Genomic DNA, 14,818 nt, shown 5'->3' on the forward strand with positions numbered 1-14,818 from the left:
ACCGGAACAAAACCCTGTTATCTTTATCCAACCTCGGCCCATTTCGGTGGGTCGCAGGGAGGCAGCAGCGGCGAGGGAGTTTTGCCAATCGACAACGTGACCGCAACGGTCGGGCTCAAGGCAAAACATGAAACTCTGGTTCAAGCTTTTCTGCGCTGCGTCCATCATCACCGGGCTGGCCGGTTGCATTGCCGCTCCCATCGAACTGACCGCACAAACCCGCTCGCGGCTGGATGCGCAGGCGCCGGTCAGGTTTCTGCTGACCTTCGATGACGGCCCCAGTGCTTCGAGTTTCTACAACCCCACCGAAACCGTGCTCGACAGCCTGAAAGACAACCCGCTGCAACCGAACATCAAAGCGGTGTTTTTCGTCCAGACCCGCGCGCCGAGGGCCGGCAACAGCGAGATCGGCCGGCGGATCATGCATCGCGAGCACGATGAAGGGCACATTCTCGGATTCCACACCGCGACGCACTGGCACACCAATCACCGCTCGCTCGATCCGCAGGAACTCGAAACCTCACTGACCAACGGCACGGCGGACATCGCAGCGATCACCGGCGCGCAACCGATTTTGTTGCGCCCACCTTTCTGGAACTACGACAAACGTACGTTCGCGGCCTATCAGCGACATGGTCTGCATATATTGCTCACGGACCTGAGCGCCAACGACGGCAAGATCTGGGGCTTCAACGGCAGTCCCAGACGCCGCGCGAACATGCTGCGTCAGCTCTCGGAAGTGCGTGAGCGGATCGCCCTCGGCGAGCTGCCGACGGTGGACGGGGTGATTCCGGTGGTGGTGACGTTCCATGACCTCAACCGCTATACCGCGCGACATGCCCGCGAGTATCTGCAAATTCTGCTCGACAGCGCTGCTGCCACAGGCGTGCGCCTGGCCGATAAACCGTTCTACGACGATCACGCACTGCTGGAAAAAGCTGCACTGGCGCGCACGGTGCAGAAGAGCTCGGATCCGGTGCAATTGCCGGGGATCTGGAACTGGATCTGGGGGCGCGACGCCAACTGATCGGTGTTGCGCAAGGATGTGAAGCGGTTGGCATTTTCTGCGGCCGGACGCTCGCGCAAGGTCGAAAAAGCTCATCTATGCTCAATCGATCGACCGATCTTTCGCCCGCGAGGCGTCCGCCCATGCTTGCCATTGCCGACATTTGCCGCATCGTCGAGTCCGGCTTTTCGCCCCTTTACTGTGACTGCACGCCAACAGGGCAGGGGCTGTTGCAGATCAAGGTTTACGAACCGGACAGCGGGCGGGTCGATCTGCTGCTCAACGGCGTGTCACCGGAGCATCTGGTCACCATTCGTGACATCTCCAACTTCATCGGTGAATTGCGCACTGAAATGAGTGCCGGGCGTCGGGCGTTCGCCGGTTGACTCACAGTCGGCGCTGAAAGGCGCGGACGATTTGCAGGGTTGCTTCACTGACACTCAGGTTCTGCACCGCATTCAACGGATGCCAGATGCAATCGATGATCTCGTTCTGTGGCCGTACTTCATCAATATTCAGTACCGACGCCTCGTAGACATGGTGGCGCGTGCCGCCAGCCTCCAGCTCCATCAGATACAGCATGCCATCGGCGAGCAGGCCGGTTTCTTCCTCAAGTTCACGCGTCGCGGCGTCGGCCCTGGTCTCGCCGGGCTCGACCTTGCCGCCCGGCAAATTCCAGCGGCATCGGGGTTTGCGTACCAGGAGAATGTGTCGATCCTGTTCGCAGATGATGGTTGCACGTACTTTCATTTGTTACCCGATTGCCGGTTGTCATGAATCGGTCATGAAAATGCAATATTCAAGCCGTGCCTTGGTTTAGACGCGCTTGTGATGTCAGAGTGTTCGAAAAGCGCAAAAGTGCCAGACGCTTGACGCCGCTGTGGGGCGACGTCTGGTCGGCACACCCTGTCGTACCCGGTGTAAGGTGCAAAAGTGCAGTTGATCGATAGTCGACAGGAGGTTCCTATGAGCATGGCGATGCTGAACAAAATGCACATGAATGGCTACGACGTACTCAGCGTGAACAACGGCCCGTGGCGGGTCTGCACGCAGGGTGATCGACTGGCGTCTTTCGCCAGCCGGGAGGAAGCACTGGCGTACGCCGCTGCACTTCCGGGTTACAAAAGCCGCACCCACGGCCGCAAGACAGGCTGAAGGCCTGCAATGAAAAAGCCCCGGATTGTCCGGGGCTTTTTGTTTGGGGGATGGCGTCAGTGGATTTTGGTTCGGCTGATGGCGCGGGCTTTCACTTCCCTGGCATAAAGTTGCAAACGTTCTTCATCGCTTTGCAGCACCTCGCAGGACCTGAGCACGCTTTGCGCATCCGCCTCGTTGCCGGACTTGCGCAACTGCTCGGCAATACGCTTGAGGTCGACCGCCGACCATCTCAGGTCAGATGCCACGCTTTGCAGGTCACGTTGAAGTTCGTGTTCGTATTCATTGAGCCGCATGATCACCTCCGGAACATTCTCGGTAGAAAATAGTAGCCGCATTTTCCGGGAGCGGGGCAAGTGGTTCTGGTCAATGAGCTGAACGGCCGTGAACAGACTGCCGTTGGTCGGAGCAATGGTTTGCCGTGACGCCGCAGAGCCCAGTTTTCGGGGGCACAGCATTGCGCCACGATGGATGTTCAACCAGTAACAGGGTAAATTCGCGCTTTTTCAGATGAAGGATTCAATATGCGGATGTTGATCGGGGGCCTGCTGATGGCCGCGTTGGCCGGGTGTTCACTGCCGGCATCGCTGGTCCCGGGCGAGCCGAATCTCAGCAAGGTCAGTGGCAAGGCTCCCAAGGACTACGCCGCATGCGTGTTGCCGTTGTGGCAGCAGGATATTCCCAAGACTTCGCAGGTCGCGATTTCCAACGGTTACCGGATCACGGCGCCAAGCATCGTCACGGCCGACGAGATTCTCGATATCGTGAAGTACAAGGATGGCAGCCGCGTGTCGCTGTACCAGGGGCCGCCGTGGGCCAAGTCCGGCTCGCTGCGCAAATCGGTACGCGATTGCCTCTGAGGCAGAACGGCCGAAATGAAAAAGCAGAAACCGTGTGTTCGGTTTCTGCTTTTTTTTTGCCTGTCAGTCGGTGATGTCGGTGAGCGGGATGCCCGAGCCGGCGGTCTTCCTGTCGCGACGATCCTGAATCCAGTTTTCCACCTGGCTGTTGAACTCCGCCGGCGCCTTGCGTCCGACCTTTCTGGCGATGTCGAGAATGGTCTGCTGGGCGAGGGCTTCTTCCATGCGCTTCTGCGCAACCATCATCGCCCCGTGGATCGAACAGGTTCCGTCCACGGCCCACTCCGGCGGCGAGCCGTCAAACAGCGCGCAACGCCCGCGGATGTCCCGGCATTCGAAAATATTCTTCGGGCCATCGATGGCGTTGACGATATCGAGGAGGGTGATCTCGTCCGCCGGGCGCGCCAGGGTAAAGCCACCGCGCACGCCGCCGGTGGCCACCACCAGTTTGCCCTTGGCCAGTTTGGTGAAGATCTTCGCCAGGTAATCCAGGGGCACCCCTTGCAGGTCAGCCAGATCGCGCACGCTCGCTTCGCGACTGTCACCACCGCTGCCCACCAGAAACGCCAGGCAATGGATGCCGTACTCGACGCCCGCACTGTAAAGCGACATAGCTATCTCCGACTGTAGTTGTCGCAGATGTTAGCAGGGTAATGCGTGGCGGACAAATCTGATAAGTGCCTGAATCTTTGCCTTGAAACCCGTATTTGCTCGGTATGCAGCGAATTCTATGGTTTCGAAATCCTCAGAAGGGGTCAGGTCAGCTATCGAATATTTCGATTCGAATGATCGGATAATCTGACTTGTTGGATATAACGGCGACCAATAAAGTCGCCGTTATCCGGTGAGCAGTGTTCAACGCTTTCAGAAACCCCAAGCGTGCCGACTCCCGATAAACGTGAATTCTGGAACCTCTTTCTACGACTTGGCTTCGGGCCTGGAGACAACAATGAAACAGCACATTCTGGTAATCGGCGCAGGTTTCGGTGGCATGTGGACGGCGCTGAGTGCGACTCGTCTGGTCGACATTCACAACCGTGACAACATCGACGTGACTGTGCTGGCGCCGCAGGCTGAACTGCGTGTACGTCCGCGTTTCTACGAGCCGAATGCCCACACGCTGGCTGCGCCGCTGGGCGACCTGTTCGACGCGGTGGGTGTCAACTTCATCAAGGGCGCCGCGAACACTATCGACGTGAACGCCAAAACCGTGGGCTACACCGACGCCAACGGCGCCGCTCAGGTTTTCCATTACGACAAACTGGTACTGGCTTCCGGCAGTGGCCTGGCGCTGCCGGATACCCCGGGCGTCGCAGAACACGCCTTTGACGTTGACCAGATCGAGGCCGCAATTCGCCTGGAAAACCACCTGAAATCCCTGGCCGATCAGCCTGTCAGCCAGGCACGCAACACCGTGGTGGTCGCCGGCGGCGGCTTCACCGGCATCGAAACCGCCACCGAAATGCCGGCACGTCTGCGGGAAGTGCTGGGCGAGCAGGCTGACGTCCAAGTGATCATCGTCGACCGTGGGCAGAAAGTCGGCGCGGCCATGGGCGAGGCCATCAGCGTGTCGATTGCCGAAGCGAGCGAAGCACTCGGCGTCGAATGGCGACTGGGTGTGTCGGTGCTGTCGGTCGATGTAGGCGGCGTGACCCTGTCGGACGGCCAGCGCATCGAGGCGAAAACCGTGGTCTGGACCACCGGCGTGCGCGCCAGCTCCTTGACCGAGCAGATTCCGGCCGAGCGCGATCGTCAGGGTCGTCTGCATGTGGATGCGCACCTGAAAGTCATTGGCCAGGACGATATCTTCGCCACCGGCGACGTGGCTTATGCGGCCACCGACGATATCGGCAACTTCGCCTTGATGACCTGCCAGCATGCGATTTCCCTCGGCCGACATGCCGGCAACAACGTGGCGGCACAGATTCTCGGTGTCGAGCCGACGCCGTACAGCCAGCCGAAATACGTGACCTGCCTTGACCTCGGCGCCTGGGGTGCGGTGTACACCGAAGGATGGGATCGTCAGGTGAAACTGGTCAAGGAGGAGGGCAAGTCGCTCAAGACCCAGATCAACACCCAGTGGATCTACCCGCCGGCCGCTGACCGTGCCATTGCGCTGGCGGCTGCTGATCCGATGATCCCCGTCGTCGCGTAATCGACGCACTTCGAAAATCCCGCTCTCGTGCGGGATTTTTTTCGTCATCACAAAAGGCTATGACTAAAAGTCATTGCCCCATGATTTTTAATGGTTACGGGTGCCCTGATACCCGGTGTTAAAAAATCGCAAACACAGCTCATCAATAACAACCAGAGAGCGTTTGCAGCCATGTCCCGATTCTCCCTTCGCGTCTCCCCGTGTCCGTTATTGATCCCGTTGGCCATCCGGCCCGCGTGAGCTGTCGATCACCCCAAAAAATCCCTCTGCATCGCAAAGAGTAATGACTGATGAAAGAACTCGACCTGTACATCGGTGAAGGTTTCGAAGGCCCGGGCGTGAACGCCGCGCACATCAATATCCTGATCGGCCCGCGTAACGGTCCGGCGGGGCAGGCGTTCGCCAACAGTCTGGCGTCGCCGAGCCAGGGTCATTGCCCGTTCATGGTGATCGCCCAGCCGAACATCCCGGTCAAGCCGATGACCCTGTACGTCAACAAGGCTGCGATCAGCAGCGACCTGCACGGCAACGCAACCTGGGGCGCTTCCCAGGCCGGTATCGCCAAGGCTGTGCTCGAAGCGCTGCTCGACGGCACGCTGCCACCGGAAGCCGAAGACGAGTGGGCGATCGTCACCGCCAACTGGGTCAACCCGGCCTGCGATGACCTCGATGCGGTCTACCTGAACAACTACAACGCCTGCCGTACCGCGATCCGCGCCGCCCTGACCGGCAAGCCGGAAACCGCGCAGCTCAAGGATGTGGTCAACCACATCAGCAACCCTTTCTACACGCCAAAAGCCTGAGGTCCGCGCCATGCAATACATCCGTTTGGGCAACTCCGGCCTGCAAGTCTCCCGCCTGTGCCTGGGCACCATGAACATGGGCACCCCGGACTGGAAACCGTGGATCTTCAATGAAAAACAAAGCGAGCCGATCGTCGCTCATGCGCTGAACAACGGCGTGAATTTCATCGACCTGGCGGACTTCTATTCCGCCGGTGTCGGCGAAGAAGTGGTGGGGCGCATCGTCAAGCGTCTGGCCCGTCGCGAAGACCTGGTGATCACCACCAAAGTCGGTTACGGCACCCGCAACGCGATCAACGCCAGCGGTCATTCGCGCAAGCACATCATGGACAGCATCGATGCCTCGCTGAAGCGTCTGGACATGGATTACGTCGACGTATTCATGCTGCATTACTTCGACGTGAACACCCCGGTCGAAGAAACCATGGGCGCACTGAACGACATCGTGCGATCCGGCAAGGCGCGCTACATCGGCGTGTCGACCATGCTCACCGGCCAACTGGCGAAAATCCTCATGGCGTGCGAGCGCAACGGTTGGGTCAAGCCGATCAACATGCAGCTGCAACTGAACTGCGCCTACCGCGAAGAAGAGCGCGAGATGATCCCGTTCTGCCGCGATCAGGGTATCGGCGTGTCGGTGTTCAGCCCGTTGGCCCGTGGCCTGCTGACCGGTGACGTGCAGTCGACCCGCAACCAGACCGACTTCTTCACCCAGCAGATGTACAGCGACGAAGCCTCGTTCGAGATCGCTCATTCGGTACAGCGCGTGGCCCGCGCCCGTGGCGTGTCGAACGCACAGATCGCCCAGGCCTGGGTCGCCAACCATCCGGGCGTGGACTGCATGCTGGTCGGTGCCGACACTACGGCGCAGTTCGACAGCGCACTGGCGGCATTGGAAACCAGGCTCGACGCCGAAGAGCTGCACGAGCTGGAGCGCAACTACACTCCGTGCGACGTGATCAACGATTACACCGCCGGCAAACGCATCCTGCGCACGGCCCGTCCGGGGCAGGAACGCTTCACGTTGCAGGGGGCGGTGGCATGAGCGGGTTGATTCGTCACGGCAACTTCATCGACGGCCAGTGGGGCAGCGGTGGCGCGACTTATCCGGTGCGCAACCCGGCCAATGGCGAGTTGATCACCGACGTGCAAAAGGCCGGCGCCGAGGAAACCAATCTCGCCATCGAGGCGGCCAATCGTGCCTTGCCGGCCTGGCGAAAACTCACCGCGAAGGAGCGCAGTCAGCGCCTGAAGCGCTGGAGCGATCTGATGCTCGCCAACCAGCAGGAACTGGCGACTCTGCTCAGCCGCGAACAAGGCAAACCGTTGGCCGAGGCGAAAGGCGAGGTGGTCTACGCCGCCAGTTTTCTCGAGTGGTTCGGTGAAGAAGCCAAGCGTGCCTACGGCGATGTGATTCCGAGCCACAAGGCCGATGCGCGGATCATCGTGACCAAGGAAGCCATCGGCGTGGTCGCGGCGATTACCCCGTGGAACTTCCCGCTTGCGATGGTCACTCGCAAGGTCGGCCCGGCACTGGCGGCGGGGTGCACGATGATTCTCAAACCTTCCGAAGAAACCCCGCTGTCGGCATTTGCCCTCGCGGTACTGGCCGAGCAGGCCGGGATTCCGGCGGGTGTGTTCAACATCGTTTCCGGCGACGCAGTGGCTATCGGCGGTGCACTGCAGGCGTCCAGCGTGGTGCGCAAGCTGTCGTTCACCGGCTCGACCCGCACCGGCAAACTGCTGATGCGCCAGGCCGCCGACACCCTGAAAAAGGTCTCGCTGGAACTGGGCGGCAACGCGCCGTTCATTGTCTTCGACGATGCCGACATCGATGCGGCCGTCAAAGGCGCAATGGCCTCGAAATTCCGCAACACCGGGCAGACCTGCGTGTGCGTCAACCGCTTCTTTATTCAGGACGGCGTCTACGAAGCCTTCACCGGCAAACTTGCCGAAGCCGTGGCGGCGATGCGCGTGGGCAGTGCGCTGGAGGGTGAGACCGAGCAAGGTCCGCTGATCAACGCCGCCGCGCTGGCCAAGGTCGAAGCCCACGTCAGCGATGCGCTGGAGAAGGGCGCCACGTTGTTGTGCGGCGGTCGTCGCCATGCGCTGGGCGGCACGTTCTACGAGCCGACCATCCTCACCGAAGCCACCGGCGACATGCTGATTGCCCAGGACGAAACCTTCGGCCCGGTGGCTGCATGTTTCCGCTTCAAGGACGAAGCCGAAGTGCTGGCGCGGGCCAATGACACGCCGTTCGGATTGTCGGCGTACTTCTACAGCCGCGACATCGGTCGGGTCTGGCGCATGGCCGAAGGGCTGGAGGCCGGGATGGTCGGCATCAACGAAGGGATCATCTCCACGGAGGTGGCGCCGTTCGGTGGCATCAAGGAATCGGGCCTTGGGCGTGAAGGTTCGAAGTACGGTCTGGATGACTATCTGGAGATCAAATACCTGTTGATGGGCGGCCTCTAGGCCTCCCCGAAACCTGTGGGAGTTCGCTCCCGCAGTTTTCTCCCAGAGCTTTCCGTTTCTCCGTCAATAACAACAATTGGAGACGAACATGTCCGCTCAACCCGTAAAGATCGATGACCTGCCCATCGGGCGCTTCCATATCAAAATCGCCGGCCTGACTTTCGGCGCGCACTTCACCGACGGCTACATCCTTGGCCTGATCGGCATCGCGTTCACCTTGCTCAGCCCGCAGATGCAGCTCGATGCGTTCTGGCAGGGCCTGATCGGCGCATCGGCGTTGATCGGCCTGTTTCTCGGCAGTCTGTTTTTCGGCTGGATCTCGGACAAGGTCGGCCGGCAGAAAATCTTCCTGGTCAGTTTTGTGCTGATCACGCTCGCTTCGGTGATGCAGTTTTACGTCGAAACGGCCATGAGTCTGTTCCTCTGCCGAGTGCTGATCGGCATCGGTCTGGGCGGGGATTTCAGCGTCGGGCACGCGATGCTTGCCGAGTTCGCGCCGAAGAAACATCGCGGTGTGCTGCTGGGTTCGTTCAGCGTGATCTGGACCTTCGGCTATGTCGCAGCGACCTTTGTCGGCACCGCCATGCTCAGCCTCGGTGATGATGCCTGGCGCTGGATGCTGGCGTCGTCGGCGATCCCGGCGGCGTTGATTCTGATCGCCCGAATCGGCACCCCGGAATCTCCACGCTGGCTGGTCAATCAGGGCCGCGTGGCGGAAGCCCGTGCCATCGTCAAAAAGCATCTCGGCGATAACGTCGAGCTGGATGAAACCCGCTCCAGCGAAACCCGCTCGGGCTACGCGGTGCTGTTCAGCCCCGAGTACCGCAAGCGCACGGCGTTCAACTGCTTGTTCTTCGTCTGCATCGTCATGCCGTACTTCGCCATCTACACCTTCCTGCCGTCGATCCTGCAGAAGATGGGCTTGGCCGAAGGTTTCGGTACCGAGCTGATGCTCAACATGCTGCTGATCCTCGGCGCGTTGATCGGCATCTGGTGCACGATCAAATTCACCCGGCGCGGGTTCCTGATCAACTCGTTCATCATTCTGGCGGTGGCGTTGTTTCTGCTGGCCGTGTTGCCGGGTAGTGCGGCGTGGCTGATGGTGCTGGTGTTCGGTGTGTTCACGCTGGTGTTGTCGGCGGTGAGCAACCTGGTGGGCGTGTTCCCGGCGGAGAGCTTCCCGACGGAAGTACGGGCCAGCGGGATTGGCCTGGCGACGGCGGTGAGTCGTCTGGGGTCGGCGGTCAGTACGTTCCTGTTGCCGGTGAGTGTGGCGGGGATCGGATTGAGCCCGACCATGGGGATTCTTGCGGCGATCCTGGGGATTGGCGCGTTGTTGTCGTGGGCGTGGGCGCCGGAGACCAAGTCGTTGACGTTGAGTCAGGCGTGCAAGGCGCAGAGTTCGGTGGACGTCGGGGTAGGACCGGTCGGCAAAGTCGCCACGCCCGTCTGAGGAATACAGGTCAGGGGTTGCTGACAACCCCTAGCCACTCGGTAAACAGCTTCACCTTCGACAGCCCTTGCTTGTCATTCGCCACATCCAGCCAATAGCCATAAGGGCCGATCACCTCAATCGGGGTGATCGGCAGCAGGCTGCCGTTGGCCAGTTCCTTTTCGATCATCTGCCGGTCGATCACTGCCAGACCGCCGCCAGCCAGTGCGGTGTGGATCACCTGGTCCAGGGTGCTGAATTCCAGCCCTTGCCCGGCATCGATGTCATCCCGGCCCATGGCCGCCAGCCAGTTTTCCCAGACCTTCAAACGCTTGCCGTCGTGCAGGATGTGCAGCAGCGGAAACTGCCGCAGGTCCGGTGGCTGATCGCCGTTGAACAGTTCCGGGCTGGCCACCGCGATGTGGCGCTCCATCACCAGCAACTGACTGACGCAGTGAGGCGCCGCCGCGAGGCCGAAGCGGATGTGGCAATCGACTTCCGTGAGGCTGTCGTGGCCGATCTGGTTGGTGACGCTGAGGTTGATGTCCGGGTAGCGCTGACAGAACGCGCGCAGGTGTGGCGACAGCCAGCGCGTGGCCCAGGTCGGCGGTGCGAGCACTTTCAAACGCTGGCGCAGATTAGGCACGCGCACCGCTTGCAGGGCGCGTTCGATGTGGTCGAAGGCTTCGGCCAGATGAGGGGAAAGGTTGCTGCCGGCTTCGGTCAGCGACAGCCCTTGAGGCGTGCGCACGAACAGCGCCACGCCGAGGTAGTCTTCAAGCTGTTTGATCTGACGACTGACCGCGCCCTGGGTGACGTTCAACCCGATGGCGGCCTGACTGAAACTGCGATGACGGGCGACTTCTTCGAACACGCGCAGGGTGTTGAGCGAGGGCAGTTGACGCATGGAGGCGGAACTCCGGAACGGGCGGTTTATTGTTGTTTTGGGGTGAGGGCTATCTGACTATCGGGACGGTGCGGATGCAAGGTGAATTCGCAACGGGCAGGCAAAAAAAATCGCAGCCCTGGCTGCGATTTTTTCGAACGTCAGAAGTAATACCCGACGTTCACATACAACTGGTTTTCCCACTGATCCAGCCCCCCCGCGCCAAGGCTCTGGGTGTAGCTGCTGCCTCCGATGTACGGATCGTTTTTGCCGAACAGCCATTCGGTCGCGACCCACAACTTGCTGACCGAGAACGAGGTGCCGAGGATCATCCGCTCGGACGTCTTGAAGCCGCTGGCAGATTTGTCGAAGGCGCTGTAGTTGGCGTACAGCTTGATCCCGCTGATCTGGTCGAACAGGTATTTGCCGCCGACGTCGTAACTCAGGTCGGCCACGTACAGATTGCCGCGACTGGCGACGTTGTAAGTGCCGTCGTAACCGCCGAGGGTCACCACTTCATCACTGCCGGGATTGCGCGGAGACATCTGCTGCCGCGCCGCCTGCAACTGCACGCCCCACGGGCCGTTCTTGCCCATGTAGTGCACGGCCACGGCGTTGCGCCGACCGTCGTTGTTGGTGTCTTTGTTCTCGATGCTCGAGGTCAGGCCGGAGATCCCGACCTCGGATTTCCACGGCCCCAGATCCAGCGACTTGGCCACTCGCAGCACCACGGTGTTGCGTTCCTGGTTGTTGCTGCCGTCGGCCACATAGCTGTCGGCTTCGGACACCACGCTCGAATACGTCACGCCTTTGCTGGTGCCTTTGCCTTGCCAGGCCGGGCGCAGGTAGTAGCCGGCCTGGATGTTCCAGTCGCCGCTTTGCTGGATGTACTTGGTGCCGATCTGTTGCACGTCTTCCAGGCCGATGACGTTGCCCAGGGTTTCGTAAAAGGTGCTGCCGAAGTATGGCTGCAAGCCGAACGGCACGGTGTTCAGGCCCACTTGCACTTGCTGGTCGGGATTGAACTTGTAGCCGACCCACGCGAACTTGGCGAAGCGGATATCGCCGTAGTTCTTGGTGTACTGATAGGGGTAGGAGCGACCGTAGAAGCGGTATTGCGCTTCGCCGATCCACGAATCGGAGTTGTACTTGGCGCTGAGGAATACCGTGTCGAGGCCGAACTTCTGGATGTCGCGATCCGGGTCCACGTCCCAACGGGCACGAATGGCGCCGCCAAGGTCGAGATTGTCGGTGACCTGGACCGCCATGGCCGGGGCGGCAAAGCTGCAGAACAGAGCGATGGAGGTGGTGCGCAGGCGCAAAGATGCAGGGAAGGGCATGGAGCGGCTCTCGATTGTTTTTATTAGAGATGCCGCGCAGTTTTGCCATCCGCCCGCTGCAGAACAAACGATAAAAACGTCAGGGAAACCTGCATCGAATGCATGTTACTCGGAAAATCCTGTAGGACAATTCGCCAGTGTCGTGGGATGCTTCGCACCTTGTCTGTGGTTTTCGAGTGCCCTGTATGAAACGCAAAATGCCCGGCCTGAATGCGCTCAAAGCATTCGAAGTGGCCGGTAGCACCGGCAGCTTCACCCGCGCCGCCGAGTTGCTCAACGTCACCCAGAGCGCGGTCAGCCGTCAGGTGCGGCAATTGGAGGAACAGCTTGGCGAAAGTCTGCTGGAGCGCCGCCATCACCATCTCGAACTGACCGGTGCTGGCAAGATTCTGCTACGGGCGCTGCATCAGTCGTTCGACAAGATCGAGCTGACGGTGCGCAGCATCCAGCAGAAAACCCACGCCAACCGCCTGCACATCAACGCGCCGCCGACCTTTACCAGCCGCTGGTTGATGCCGCGCCTGGGACGCTTGCGCGAGCAGCACCCGGAACTGGAACTGAGCATCACCACCCGCTTGCAGGACAGCCTCGCGGAAACCAGCACCCTCGATTGCGCGATCCGTTTTGGCGACGGCGAGTGGGACGGGCTCGACAGTTCGCTGCTGATTCAGGAACGGCACATCGCCGTGTGCGCGCCGACCCTGTATGCGCGGGAGGGCGGTGATCAGGGCATCGACCTCAATCGCCTGACGCTGCTGCATGTGCTGGCCCGGGAGGATCAGCGCTACCTGACCTGGAAACACTGGCTCGACGCGGCGCGCATCACGGGTGTCGATACCCAGGGCGGTTATGAATTCGACCTGTTGGACCTGGCGATTCAGGCGGCGGTCGATGGTCTGGGGATCACCATTGCCGACTGGCACATGGTCGCCTCGGAGCTGGCCAGCGGGCAACTAACCCAGGTGCACAACGTGCATGTGGAAGGTCACCAGTCCTACTGGCTGGTGACCCGCCCGGAACAGACGCAGATGCCGCAATTGCAGGCCTTCAGTCAGTGGCTGCAGGAAGAGATCTGGCTGGCGCAGCGCCAACTTGAGCCTTCGAAAGCGATTTTCTGAGTAACGTGCATTTTTCGAATGTTTGATCGCCGGATAAATCGTTTGTTGATCCCGCTGTCGATGACAAGACTGGCGGCATCGATAAAAACAAACGATGGGCGATGCACATGCGAGTCGAGCGAAATTTTGTTAACGGCCACTTCATCGAGCCGGCCAGCGCGGCGCTGATCGCGGTCTACAACCCGGCCACCGAAGCGTTGATCGGCCAGGTGTCGGCCGCCACTGCCGAAGAGGCCACGACGGCAGTCGACGCCGCCGCCAAGGCGCAAAAGACCTGGGGCAAACTCACCAGCATCGAGCGCGCCGAACACCTGCGAGCATTTGCAGCGGCCCTTGAAGATCGCGCCGAAGCCATCGGTGCCGCCCTGGCCACCGAGTCCGGCAAGAGCCTGAGCGACGCCAGCAACGAAGCCCGTTATGCCGCGCAGATCACCCGTTACCACGCCGAATGGGCGCGCCGCATCGAAGGCGAGATCATTCCCAGCGACAGCCCCGACGAAAACCTGTTCCTGCACCGCGAGCCGATTGGCGTCGTCGCGTGCCTGATTCCGTTCAACTACCCGGTCTACACCCTCTTGCGCAAAATTGCTCCGGCGCTGATTGCCGGCAACACGGTAGTGGTGCGTCCGAGCAACAACACCCCGACCTCGGCATTCGAAATCGCCAAAGCCGTGGAGCAATCGGGCATGCCGGCCGGCGTAATCAATATCCTGACCATGGATCACGCCACCGCCGCTGCAGTTTGCACCCACAAAGCCGTGGGCCTGATCACCCTGACCGGCAGCGTCAACGCCGGGCGCATTGTTCTCGACTACTGCAAGGCCAACATCGCCAAGCCGTCGCTGGAACTGGGCGGCAAGACCCCGGCAATCATCGAGGCCGACGCCGATCTTGAAGCGGCCGCGAGCGCAATCATCGCCTCCAAGACCACTCACTGTGGTCAGTTGTGCACGGCGGTGGAGCGGGTCTACGTGCAGGAAAGCGTCTACGACCGTTTCCTCGCGCTGCTCAAAGCGAAAATCGCCGCCGTGAAGTTCGGTGACCGCGCCACAGATGCAAGCCTGATGGGCCCGCTGGTCAACGCCAGTTCGCAGAAGAACATCCACGCCATGGTCGAGCGCGCGATTGCCGATGGCGCCGTCCTCGAAAGCGGCGGTGTGCTGCCGGAAGGCCCGGGGCATTTCTACCCGCCGACGCTGCTGAGCGGCTGCCGTCAGGACATGGAAATCGTCCAGGAAGAAATCTTCGGCCCGGTGCTGCCGGTGCTCAAGTACCGCGACATCGACGAAGCGCTGGCTATGGCCAACGACCACCAGTTCGGTCTGTCGTCGGTGCTGTACACCGAGAACTATCGCACCGCGCAGAAAGTCGCCAACGCCATCGAGGCCGGCGAGTTGTACGTCAATCGCACCCCGGCCGATCCGTACCAGGGCTACCACGCCGGCTGGAAACGCTCCGGCCTGGGCGGCGATGACGGCAAGCACGGCATGCTCGAATTCACCCAGACCCGTCTCGTGGTCATGAAGTACTGATCCACCGCCTCACGCCTCACGCTACACCTATAAAAACAATTATCAGGGGCGCCCGG

General features: G+C 60.8%; 16 protein-coding genes. 11 read left to right on the plus strand and 5 right to left on the minus strand.

Annotated features, from left to right (window positions below):
- Nucleotides 1-127 precede the first annotated feature (127 nt).
- Both M5B44_RS25225 and M5B44_RS25230 read left to right on the plus strand, forming a co-directional pair.
- Nucleotides 128-1,027 (plus strand): polysaccharide deacetylase family protein, encoded by a 900-nt coding sequence (locus M5B44_RS25225; protein ID WP_248740888.1) that lies wholly within the window; start codon nt 128-130, stop codon nt 1,025-1,027.
- Between the two features lie 122 nt (nt 1,028-1,149).
- Nucleotides 1,150-1,392 carry a DUF1652 domain-containing protein gene (locus M5B44_RS25230; protein WP_248740889.1) on the plus strand — a complete coding sequence of 81 codons (243 nt, stop codon included), beginning with the start codon at nt 1,150-1,152 and terminating at the stop codon, nt 1,390-1,392.
- A 1-nt stretch (nt 1,393) separates the two neighbouring features.
- On the opposite strand, the gene M5B44_RS25235 is transcribed toward M5B44_RS25230, so the two are convergent.
- Complete coding sequence (locus M5B44_RS25235) at nt 1,394-1,756, minus strand: NUDIX hydrolase (RefSeq protein WP_085711393.1); 363 nt, start codon at nt 1,754-1,756, stop codon at nt 1,394-1,396.
- Nucleotides 1,757-1,972: 216 nt separating this feature from the next.
- Here M5B44_RS25235 and M5B44_RS25240 point away from each other — a divergent pair, with 216 nt between their 5' ends.
- Nucleotides 1,973-2,161: a DUF2188 domain-containing protein gene (locus M5B44_RS25240; RefSeq protein ID WP_114883693.1), complete on the plus strand. Its 189-nt coding sequence runs from the start codon at nt 1,973-1,975 to the stop codon at nt 2,159-2,161.
- A gap of 56 nt (nt 2,162-2,217) precedes the next feature.
- Here the strand turns inward: M5B44_RS25240 and M5B44_RS25245 are convergent, their stop codons facing one another.
- The gene (locus M5B44_RS25245) at nt 2,218-2,457 is read right to left on the minus strand and encodes a hypothetical protein (protein WP_085711391.1); all 240 of its coding nucleotides are present in this window, start codon (nt 2,455-2,457) and stop codon (nt 2,218-2,220) included.
- Between the two features lie 228 nt (nt 2,458-2,685).
- Here M5B44_RS25245 and M5B44_RS25250 point away from each other — a divergent pair, with 228 nt between their 5' ends.
- Nucleotides 2,686-3,021, plus strand: a complete 336-nt coding sequence (locus M5B44_RS25250; RefSeq protein WP_065259781.1) for a hypothetical protein — start codon at nt 2,686-2,688, stop codon at nt 3,019-3,021.
- 63 nt (nt 3,022-3,084) lie between these two features.
- Here M5B44_RS25250 and M5B44_RS25255 read toward each other — a convergent pair whose 3' ends face one another.
- Nucleotides 3,085-3,633, minus strand: coding sequence for an RrF2 family transcriptional regulator (locus M5B44_RS25255; RefSeq protein WP_248740890.1), 549 nt, complete (start codon nt 3,631-3,633; stop codon nt 3,085-3,087).
- Between the two features lie 337 nt (nt 3,634-3,970).
- Between M5B44_RS25255 and M5B44_RS25260 the strand changes: the two genes are divergently transcribed.
- The 5 genes from M5B44_RS25260 (at nt 3,971) to M5B44_RS25280 (ending at nt 9,907) form a co-directional block, all read left to right on the plus strand.
- Nucleotides 3,971-5,176, plus strand: coding sequence for an NAD(P)/FAD-dependent oxidoreductase (locus M5B44_RS25260; RefSeq protein WP_248740891.1), 1,206 nt, complete (start codon nt 3,971-3,973; stop codon nt 5,174-5,176).
- A 290-nt stretch (nt 5,177-5,466) separates the two neighbouring features.
- Complete coding sequence (fae, locus tag M5B44_RS25265) at nt 5,467-5,979, plus strand: formaldehyde-activating enzyme (RefSeq protein ID WP_007950493.1); 513 nt, start codon at nt 5,467-5,469, stop codon at nt 5,977-5,979.
- 10 nt (nt 5,980-5,989) lie between these two features.
- On the plus strand, nt 5,990-7,024 hold the full coding sequence (locus M5B44_RS25270; RefSeq protein WP_119427374.1) for an aldo/keto reductase: 1,035 nt from the start codon (nt 5,990-5,992) through the stop codon (nt 7,022-7,024).
- The gene (locus M5B44_RS25275; RefSeq protein WP_248740892.1) at nt 7,021-8,454 is read left to right on the plus strand and encodes an NAD-dependent succinate-semialdehyde dehydrogenase; all 1,434 of its coding nucleotides are present in this window, start codon (nt 7,021-7,023) and stop codon (nt 8,452-8,454) included. Before M5B44_RS25270 ends, M5B44_RS25275 begins: the two co-directional genes overlap by 4 nt.
- An 88-nt stretch (nt 8,455-8,542) precedes the next feature.
- Nucleotides 8,543-9,907 carry an MFS transporter gene (locus tag M5B44_RS25280; RefSeq protein ID WP_248740893.1) on the plus strand — a complete coding sequence of 455 codons (1,365 nt, stop codon included), beginning with the start codon at nt 8,543-8,545 and terminating at the stop codon, nt 9,905-9,907.
- Nucleotides 9,908-9,917: 10 nt separating this feature from the next.
- On the opposite strand, the gene M5B44_RS25285 is transcribed toward M5B44_RS25280, so the two are convergent.
- Both M5B44_RS25285 and M5B44_RS25290 read right to left on the minus strand, forming a co-directional pair.
- Complete coding sequence (locus tag M5B44_RS25285) at nt 9,918-10,793, minus strand: LysR substrate-binding domain-containing protein (RefSeq protein WP_114883683.1); 876 nt, start codon at nt 10,791-10,793, stop codon at nt 9,918-9,920.
- Nucleotides 10,794-10,933: 140 nt separating this feature from the next.
- On the minus strand, nt 10,934-12,112 hold the full coding sequence (locus tag M5B44_RS25290; RefSeq protein WP_248740894.1) for a hypothetical protein: 1,179 nt from the start codon (nt 12,110-12,112) through the stop codon (nt 10,934-10,936).
- Between the two features lie 185 nt (nt 12,113-12,297).
- Between M5B44_RS25290 and M5B44_RS25295 the strand changes: the two genes are divergently transcribed.
- Together M5B44_RS25295 and aldA are read left to right on the plus strand one after the other, a co-directional pair.
- On the plus strand, nt 12,298-13,230 hold the full coding sequence (locus M5B44_RS25295; RefSeq protein WP_096820112.1) for a LysR substrate-binding domain-containing protein: 933 nt from the start codon (nt 12,298-12,300) through the stop codon (nt 13,228-13,230).
- Nucleotides 13,231-13,337: 107 nt separating this feature from the next.
- Nucleotides 13,338-14,762 (plus strand): aldehyde dehydrogenase, encoded by a 1,425-nt coding sequence (aldA, locus tag M5B44_RS25300; protein ID WP_248740921.1) that lies wholly within the window; start codon nt 13,338-13,340, stop codon nt 14,760-14,762.
- The last annotated feature ends 56 nt before the right edge of the window (nt 14,763-14,818 follow it).

Source organism: Pseudomonas sp. MWU12-2029 (genome assembly GCF_023242425.1).
GTDB lineage: Bacteria > Pseudomonadota > Gammaproteobacteria > Pseudomonadales > Pseudomonadaceae > Aquipseudomonas > Aquipseudomonas kribbensis.

Coding starts and splice junctions, on each gene's coding strand:
- M5B44_RS25225 (WP_248740888.1), top strand. CDS start 128: ATGAAACTCTGGTTCAAGCTTTTCTGCGCTGCGTCCATCATCACCGGG.
- M5B44_RS25230 (WP_248740889.1), top strand. CDS start 1,150: ATGCTTGCCATTGCCGACATTTGCCGCATCGTCGAGTCCGGCTTTTCG.
- M5B44_RS25235 (WP_085711393.1), bottom strand. CDS start 1,756: ATGAAAGTACGTGCAACCATCATCTGCGAACAGGATCGACACATTCTC.
- M5B44_RS25240 (WP_114883693.1), top strand. CDS start 1,973: ATGAGCATGGCGATGCTGAACAAAATGCACATGAATGGCTACGACGTA.
- M5B44_RS25245 (WP_085711391.1), bottom strand. CDS start 2,457: ATGCGGCTCAATGAATACGAACACGAACTTCAACGTGACCTGCAAAGC.
- M5B44_RS25250 (WP_065259781.1), top strand. CDS start 2,686: ATGCGGATGTTGATCGGGGGCCTGCTGATGGCCGCGTTGGCCGGGTGT.
- M5B44_RS25255 (WP_248740890.1), bottom strand. CDS start 3,633: ATGTCGCTTTACAGTGCGGGCGTCGAGTACGGCATCCATTGCCTGGCG.
- M5B44_RS25260 (WP_248740891.1), top strand. CDS start 3,971: ATGAAACAGCACATTCTGGTAATCGGCGCAGGTTTCGGTGGCATGTGG.
- fae (WP_007950493.1), top strand. CDS start 5,467: ATGAAAGAACTCGACCTGTACATCGGTGAAGGTTTCGAAGGCCCGGGC.
- M5B44_RS25270 (WP_119427374.1), top strand. CDS start 5,990: ATGCAATACATCCGTTTGGGCAACTCCGGCCTGCAAGTCTCCCGCCTG.
- M5B44_RS25275 (WP_248740892.1), top strand. CDS start 7,021: ATGAGCGGGTTGATTCGTCACGGCAACTTCATCGACGGCCAGTGGGGC.
- M5B44_RS25280 (WP_248740893.1), top strand. CDS start 8,543: ATGTCCGCTCAACCCGTAAAGATCGATGACCTGCCCATCGGGCGCTTC.
- M5B44_RS25285 (WP_114883683.1), bottom strand. CDS start 10,793: ATGCGTCAACTGCCCTCGCTCAACACCCTGCGCGTGTTCGAAGAAGTC.
- M5B44_RS25290 (WP_248740894.1), bottom strand. CDS start 12,112: ATGCCCTTCCCTGCATCTTTGCGCCTGCGCACCACCTCCATCGCTCTG.
- M5B44_RS25295 (WP_096820112.1), top strand. CDS start 12,298: ATGAAACGCAAAATGCCCGGCCTGAATGCGCTCAAAGCATTCGAAGTG.
- aldA (WP_248740921.1), top strand. CDS start 13,338: ATGCGAGTCGAGCGAAATTTTGTTAACGGCCACTTCATCGAGCCGGCC.